This is a genomic window from Pseudoalteromonas sp. c7(2019), assembly GCF_011378625.1.
Taxonomy (GTDB): domain Bacteria; phylum Pseudomonadota; class Gammaproteobacteria; order Enterobacterales; family Alteromonadaceae; genus Pseudoalteromonas; species Pseudoalteromonas arctica.
This window is the reverse complement of sequence record NZ_WTKS01000045.1, coordinates 1-1,191: the sequence shown is the minus strand read 5'-3', so window position 1 is coordinate 1,191 and position 1,191 is coordinate 1. Positions and strand designations below refer to the sequence as shown.

Below are 1,191 nucleotides of genomic sequence, written 5' to 3'. Positions count from 1 at the left end.
TAATAATTACGCTACGATAGTTGCTACAACACCAGCACCTACAGTACGACCACCTTCACGGATAGCAAAACGAAGACCTTCATCCATCGCGATTGGTGCGATTAGAGTTACTGTCATCTTGATGTTATCACCAGGCATTACCATTTCTACGCCATCTGGTAACTGTACGTCACCCGTTACGTCAGTTGTACGGAAGTAGAACTGTGGACGGTAACCTTTGAAGAATGGAGTATGACGACCACCTTCATCTTTCGAAAGTACGTATACTTCTGAAGTGAATGTAGTATGTGGGTTGATTGAACCAGGCTTAGCTAGTACTTGACCACGTTCAACGTCTTCACGCTTAGTACCACGTAGAAGTGCGCCGATGTTTTCGCCAGCACGACCTTCGTCTAGAAGCTTACGGAACATTTCAACACCAGTACAAGTAGAACGAGTTGTATCATTGATACCAACAATTTCTACTTCGTCATTGATGCGGATGATACCAGCTTCAACACGACCAGTTACAACAGTACCACGACCCTGGATTGAGAAAACGTCTTCGATAGGCATGATGAATGGCTTATCGATGTCACGCTCTGGCTCTGGGATGTAAGTATCAAGTGCGTTTGCAAGCTCAACAATCTTATCTTCCCACTCTTTCTCGCCTTCTAACGCTTTAAGCGCAGAACCAGCAATTAGAGGTAAGTCATCACCTGGGAAATCGTATTCTGAAAGAAGTTCACGAACTTCCATTTCTACTAGTTCAAGTAGCTCTTCGTCATCTACCATGTCACATTTGTTCATGAACACGATGATGTAAGGAACGCCAACTTGACGAGAAAGAAGGATGTGCTCACGCGTTTGTGGCATAGGGCCATCAGTCGCAGCAACTACTAAGATCGCGCCGTCCATTTGAGCAGCACCAGTGATCATGTTTTTAACATAATCGGCGTGACCAGGACAATCTACGTGTGCGTAGTGACGTGAAGGAGTATCGTATTCAACGTGAGACGTTGAAATAGTGATACCACGTTCGCGCTCTTCAGGAGCGTTGTCGATTGATGCGAAATCTTTAGCAACACCGCCGTATACTTTTGCAAGTACGTTAGTGATTGCTGCAGTTAGTGTAGTTTTACCGTGGTCAACGTGGCCAATTGTACCAACGTTTACGTGCGGTTTTACGCGTTCAAACTTTTCTTTTGCCAT

1 protein-coding gene is annotated in these 1,191 nt (G+C 45.0%); it reads right to left on the bottom strand.

Features of this window, described 5'->3' with window-relative positions:
- Nucleotides 1-6: 6 nt before the first annotated feature.
- On the bottom strand, nt 7-1,191 hold the full coding sequence (tuf, locus tag GQR38_RS19910; protein WP_024589451.1) for an elongation factor Tu: 1,185 nt from the start codon (nt 1,189-1,191) through the stop codon (nt 7-9).